The sequence below is a fragment of the Tautonia sociabilis genome (assembly GCF_003977685.1).
Lineage (GTDB): Bacteria > Planctomycetota > Planctomycetia > Isosphaerales > Isosphaeraceae > Tautonia > Tautonia sociabilis.
In genome coordinates this window covers 22,441-28,440 of sequence record NZ_RYZH01000069.1, presented here as the reverse complement: position 1 = coordinate 28,440, position 6,000 = coordinate 22,441, and the positions used below count along the sequence as shown (strand labels likewise).

General features: G+C 69.5%; 3 protein-coding genes. 1 reads left to right on the top strand and 2 read right to left on the bottom strand.

Annotation, left to right across the window (positions count from 1 at the left end; all coding sequences use genetic code 11):
- Positions 1 to 302 precede the first annotated feature (302 nt).
- Positions 303 to 1,286 (bottom strand): nitrilase-related carbon-nitrogen hydrolase, encoded by a 984-nt coding sequence (locus TsocGM_RS23295; protein ID WP_126727861.1) that lies wholly within the window; start codon positions 1,284 to 1,286, stop codon positions 303 to 305.
- A 125-nt stretch (positions 1,287 to 1,411) separates the two neighbouring features.
- Positions 1,412 to 3,388 (bottom strand): CRTAC1 family protein, encoded by a 1,977-nt coding sequence (locus TsocGM_RS23290; protein WP_199756882.1) that lies wholly within the window; start codon positions 3,386 to 3,388, stop codon positions 1,412 to 1,414.
- Between the two features lie 261 nt (positions 3,389 to 3,649).
- Here TsocGM_RS23290 and TsocGM_RS23285 point away from each other — a divergent pair, with 261 nt between their 5' ends.
- Positions 3,650 to 5,965 carry a hypothetical protein gene (locus tag TsocGM_RS23285; RefSeq protein ID WP_126727860.1) on the top strand — a complete coding sequence of 772 codons (2,316 nt, stop codon included), beginning with the start codon at positions 3,650 to 3,652 and terminating at the stop codon, positions 5,963 to 5,965.
- Positions 5,966 to 6,000: the final 35 nt, after the last annotated feature.

Genomic DNA, 6,000 nt, shown 5'->3' with positions numbered 1-6,000 from the left:
CTCGGCCGTTGTCCTCCGCGTTCTGGAATCCACAGTTCTTGCAGCGAAAACACCGGGAGTCGCCGCTCGCCTCGGCCGTTGCCCTCCGCGTTCTGGTCTTTGCGACTTTGCAGCGAACAACGAGGGGACCACCCCTCGCCTCGGCCGGTTGTCCTCCGCGTTCTGGAATCCACAGTTCTTGCAGCGAAAACACCGGGAGTCGCCGCTCGCCTCGGCCGTTGCCCTCTGCGTTCTGGTCTTTGCGACTTTGCGACTTCATGCCATTGCGACTCCGATCCTCTGCCACTCCGCGTTCCCCCCGCTCAGGGCAGCGCCGGCTCCCCCGCTTCGAAGGCCAGCGCCCATCCCGGCTTCGTCACCGGCCGGTGGCCCTCGGGATGGGGCCGGGTGATCGGACCGTACAGGTCCGGGCGCCGGGCGTCGAGGTAGCGGCGGCCCGAGGCGATCGCGAATGCCTCCGCCGTCAGCAGGGCGACGACCACGTCATCCCCCAGCGCGGCGCTCTCGGCCAGCGGCTCGCCGTGGGGGTCGAGGATCATGGCCAGGCCGGGCTTGATCGTGTCGTGATCGACGCCGATCGGGTTGGAGAAGACGTAGAAGACCCCGTTCTCCCAGGCTCGGGCGGGGAGCCAGCGCATCAGCCATCCCCGGCCCTTGGGTCCCTGGAACTCCAGCCGAAGGCGGGCCGGGTCGCGCTGTCGGTTCTCCCACAAGGCGCGGTCGACTGGTCCCCGGCCGGGCATGGTCGAGGGGGTGCAGCCGGTCACGTGCGGGGCGACGATCACCTCGGCCCCCAGCAGCGTGGTCGCCCGGGCGTTCTCGGGCAGGTTGTTGTCGTAGCAGGTCAGGATGCCGACCCGGACCCCTCCCAGGTCGAAGACCGTGTACCCTTCGCCGGGGGAGAGAAACGGGCTGATGAACACATGCAGCTTCCGGTGCCGGGCGATGAATCCGTCCGGGCCGACGACCGCGTACGAGTTGTAGAGCCTCCCCTCCTCGTCGACCTCCACCAGGCCCGCCATGACCACCACGCCCGCCTCCCTCGCGATCTCCACCAGCGCCCGGGTCGAGGGTCCCTCCGGCACCGGCTCGGCCCAGGAGGTGAGGGTCGGGCGGTCGAGGGTCTGCAGCACGGTGTAGCCGGTGATGCAGCACTCATGGAAGCAGACCGCCTCGGCCCCCGCCTCGGCCGCCCGACGGGTCAACTGCTGGATCCGGTCGAGGTTGAAGGCCTTGTCGCCGTCGCGGTGCTCGAACTGGGCGGAGGCGAAGCGGATGTCGCGCATGGGGGGTCCCTCGGGAGAAAGGTTAGGAGGAGGCGGGCCTCCTGCTCGGGGCGTCCGGGTTCCGGATCGCCGGACTCCGGGACGGGGCAGCCTACCGCGCGCCCTCCCCAATGCCTACCCGGCGATCACGACGCGACGCCCGACCCCTCGGCGGACGCCTCTCCGTCCCCCTCAACCGGCTCGACGATCGCCAGCTCGCGGTCGACCGCCACGCCTTCCAGCACTGTCTCGGCCCCCGACGGCCAGCGGACGGTCAGCCGGTCGATCGTCTCGGCCGGGCCGAGGCCGATGATCACGCGGGGGTCGTTGGACGAGAGCATGCTCGTGCCCGATTTCCGCTGGCGGTGGATGGTCGTGCCGCCGGCCTCGACCGTGATGGTCGCGCCGACCGCATCGCGGTTGCTCCGGGTGCCGGTCAGGACGAGCCGGATCCAGTGATTCTCCCCGAGCGGGGTCTCGTTGCGGAGCAGGGCCGGCCGATCATCCTTGTGATTGACCACGATGTCGATGTCCCCGTCGTCATCGAGGTCGCCGAAGGCCACCCCCCGGCCAACGTGCTTTGCGTCGAAATAGGAGCCGACCCCCAGGGTTGACAGCTTGAACCGGCGGCTCCTGGGATCGTCGCCGGGGGAAACGTTCCGCAGCAGCAGCGGGGGCTCCTGGTATTCGTAATCCGGATGATTGGCATCAACGTGGCCATTCACGACGAAGCAATCGGGCCAGCCGTCCGAGTCGAAGTCGGCCAGCGCGCAACCCCAGCCGACCCACGGGCGGCTGTCCTGCGAGAGGCCGTAGAACGGCGTCATGTCGGTGAAGAAGCCGTCTCCGGTGTTGCGGTAGAGCGTGTTGTACTCATTCTGAAAGTTGGTCACGAACAGCTCCGGCAGGCCGTCGCCGTCCACGTCCTCGGCGTCGACCCCCATGCCGGACTGGGCCATGCCGTCGATGTCGAAGGCGGCCCCCGAGGTTTCGGTGGCGTCGGTGAACGTGCCGTCCCCGTTGTTCAGGAAGAGGAAGTTGGGGTTCTGGTCGTTCGCGACATAAAGGTCGATCCAGCCGTCAGCGTTCAGGTCGGCCGCGACGACGCCGAAGCCGTGCCCCTTGTCGGCGTCTCCCCGGCCCACGCCGGCGGCGTCGGTCACGTCGGTGAACCTCAGATCGCCGTCGTTTCGGTACAGGACGTGCTTCACGGTGCGGATCTGCCGGGGATTGCAGTAGAGCCGGATCCCCCGATCCTCGAACCCGCACCACTTGTCGTCCTCAGGAAGGCGCCAGTCACCGTGGATGGCGACGTAGAGATCCAGATCGCCGTCGCCGTCGTAGTCGAGCAGCGCGCCGCCCGAGGCCCAGTTGATCAGCGTCCGCTCGCGCTCGACCACATTCCCCGAGGCGTCCGTCTCGCGGTCGATCACCGTCCGGGCCATGTTCTCGACCCCCGCCTCCTCGGACACGTCGGTGAACGTGCCGTCCCCCTCGTTCCGGTACAGACGGTTCGGCCCGTAGCAGGCGAGGAAGACGTCCTGGTCGCCGTCGTTGTCCAGGTCGCCGACGACGATCCCGTGGCAGAAGCCGTGGAACCCCAGCCCCGACTGCTCGGTGGCGTCGGTGAAGGTGCCGTCCCCGTTGTTCCGGTACAGGCGGTTTTTCCCCTCCTCCGACGAGCCGAGGGGCAGGTAAGTATTCGAGGCGAAGTACAGATCCATCCGGCCGTCGCCGTCGGCGTCGAAGATCGCCACGCCCGAGGCGTTGGCCGTCGGGTAGTGCCGCGTCTCGGTCATGCCGGAGAGGTGCTCGAAGTCGATCCCCGACTCGGTCGCCACCTCCTCGAACCGGAAGGGGCTCGGCTCCTGGGGGATCGCCGGGTTGGCCGCCCGGCGTTCCCTTCCCTCTCCCGAAGCGGTCGGGAACGGGGGTTGCTCGTCCGGGACGACCCGGCCCGAGGCCGCCTCGCCCCCCGGGGGCGGCCCGGCGGGATCCGCCTCCACCCCGCCGCAGCCCCCGCCAACCAGCAGGGCCGCCGCCGCCGTCGCCAACAACCAGCCAATCGGGCCCCCTCGGCCGACCGCCGAGGCCGCCCAGGGCAGGGATTCCGGGTGGTACATCGCAGACCCTGTCGATGGGATCCAAGGTCGATGAAGGCGGGTCGGGCCGGGCGCAAGCCCCTCGGCCCGCCCTCATTGTATCACGATCACCCGGGGCGCCGTCCAACCCGCCCAACCGCCCGCCCCCGATCGACCCCCGACTCGGGCTTGGAAACCGCTGGTTCCTTCCCGAAAATAGGCAAACAAGGCAACGCGCACAAACTGTACGGGCAGCGATCACGACGCCGAGTCAACCGGACCACGAACCAGGGGAACGTCGCGATGCAACGGGATCGAACTCGCATTGGGGCGGCCGCGGTGCTGCTCGTCGGGCTGACGACGATGCTCGGCGCGGCCGCGCCGACGCCGTCGTACCTCGCCGTGCTCCAGCGGATCGACGCCGCCCGAGGCCAGCTCTCGGAAGCAGAGGGAGCGGACAACGCCAATGAAGCGGACACGGACGCCGGCTGGCACACGTTCTTCGAGGCCGTGGTCCGGGAGTTGGAGGCCCAGGCCGTCGCCGAGTCGTCGACGGTCCGACGGGAGCATCTCGAACGCCTCGGCCGGATGCGAGTCGCCCTGGAGGGGTCCGGTTGGGGGCCGGCGATCCGAGTGAGCGAGGCCCTGGGGCACTGGCTGGACCCCCGGCTCGAAGTCTCCCAGGCGCTGGAAGGGCTCGACCGGGCGGTCTCGGAACTGCCCGGGAGGCGCTCCGACGAGGAGGCCGACCGCGCTCTTGGCGGCGATGCTCCGGAGGGAGACGCCGAGGAGTCCTCTCCGGCCCCGTCCGAGGTCGACCCGGAATCGGCTCGGAAACAGCGGTGGGCCTCCTACGTCGAGGACCTGGATGCGGCGATCCGCTCCTACGAGTCGGCCGAGTCGATCGCCGGCCGCCTCAATGGCGTTCGGAAGCTCCGGGGAGGGCTCTCCTCGCTCCGACAGTCGCTGGCCGAGCACCCCTGGGCTCCGGCAACCCGCCTGGCGGATGCCCTCGCTCGGCTGCTCGACCAGCCGAATCTCGAGGTGGCGGCGGACCTGAGCATCGTCCAGCCGTTCTTCGACCGGTCGGTGGTCAAGCCCGAGGTGATCTTCTTCAAGGGGCAGACCTCCTACGTCCAGCCCGGCCCCAAGACCGGCTTCGGCCTCCTGCCCAGCGGCGACGGCATCGCCTTCATGAACAGCCAGTGGAGCTACAGCACGACGCCGCTGGTGGGATTCCAGGAGCAAGTCGCCCAGGATCCGCAGGGGCGCCAGGCCGCCAACCTGTATTTTTTCAGCGCCACGGTCTACAACACCAACCACGTGACCGCGACGACCCTGCTCACTCCGGAGGGCATCACTGTCACTCCCCAGAACGCCCCCTCGATCGACGCCGCGATCGACGCCATTCCGAAGCCCGGGCACGGGCCTCACTTCGGCAGGACCGCCGCCTCGCTGATCGGCCTCGACCGCCAGTCCATCCTCGCCCGGGTCCGGGAGCAGTCTCTCCCCCGGATCCGGGCCGAGGCCGCCCAGGGAACCAACGAGCTGTCCGCGATCAAGGCCGCCCAGCAGGCCGAGGAGACCAACGGCCAGCTCCGCCGTTTCCTTGTCGGGAACCGGACGCTGCGGATCGAGGACGTCGCCGTCTCGGATCTGTCCCTCTCGTCGAACCAATCGGCCGCCTTCGTCGCCGGTGTGCTCGGCTGGGCGGGCGACGACTCCTCCCAGATCGGCGCCGATTTCTCCCAGCCCGACTCCCTCGCCGACCCCGAGACCGGCCTGACGCTCGATCTCCACCTGAACTCGGCCCTAACCAACCTCGCCTCGGGCGTCTTCCGCTCCGAGTCGGTCCAGGAGGTCGAGAACCTGCTCGTGACGATTATTCCCCCCGAGGAGGGAGCCCCGATCGCCGAGGGGATCCAGGTCCGCCAGAACTCCTCGTACCCGGATCTGCTCCAGGCGATCGACGACGTCCGAGCCCGATCCAACCATCCGAACGCCACGGCGATCCGGATCACCCGCCCCGGAGAGCCCCCGGTCTTCGCGGTCGATTCCGAGGGGAACCTCGTCGCCCTGGTCCGGGATGTGACGATCGAGGTCCCCGCCCCGGAGAACGGCAACCGGGGCCTCTTCGCCCTCGGCGGCAACGCCCGAGTCCTCCGCTTCCAGATCGCCGAGGCCACGATCGCCCTTTCCTTCGACCTCTCGGCCGAGCAGGGCGGTCGATCCGTCTCGGTGTCCGGCCGGATCGAACGCGTCGTCTATGGCGGCCAGGACACGACGGTCGTCACCGTCGGCGACCAGGAGGACGAGACGGCCCGCCTCAACCTCCTGAACCGCTCCGCCGCCCTCGGCGCCCTGGCTGGCCAGCTCCAGGGCCAGGAGATCAATGGCGCCTTGCCGACCGATCCGCTCCGGGGCTTCCTCGTCCAGTCGATCTCCGACCCGGACCCGACCGGCTGGCTCCGCGTCGTCCTGGTGCGCGACCCCTCCGAGCCGGCCACCGTTCCCGCCGACCTGGCGACAATCGCGGCCGACTCCTCGTCCGCTCCCTCCGCCGATTCGGCCGAGGCCCCGCGACACGCCCTGACCCCGGACTCGGGCCTGACTCGCTGAGCGGCCAGGCGCGATCCGGAAGTCGGAAGGCCCCT

Coding starts and splice junctions, on each gene's coding strand:
- TsocGM_RS23290 (WP_199756882.1), bottom strand. CDS start 3,388: ATGTACCACCCGGAATCCCTGCCCTGGGCGGCCTCGGCGGTCGGCCGA.
- TsocGM_RS23285 (WP_126727860.1), top strand. CDS start 3,650: ATGCAACGGGATCGAACTCGCATTGGGGCGGCCGCGGTGCTGCTCGTC.
- TsocGM_RS23295 (WP_126727861.1), bottom strand. CDS start 1,286: ATGCGCGACATCCGCTTCGCCTCCGCCCAGTTCGAGCACCGCGACGGC.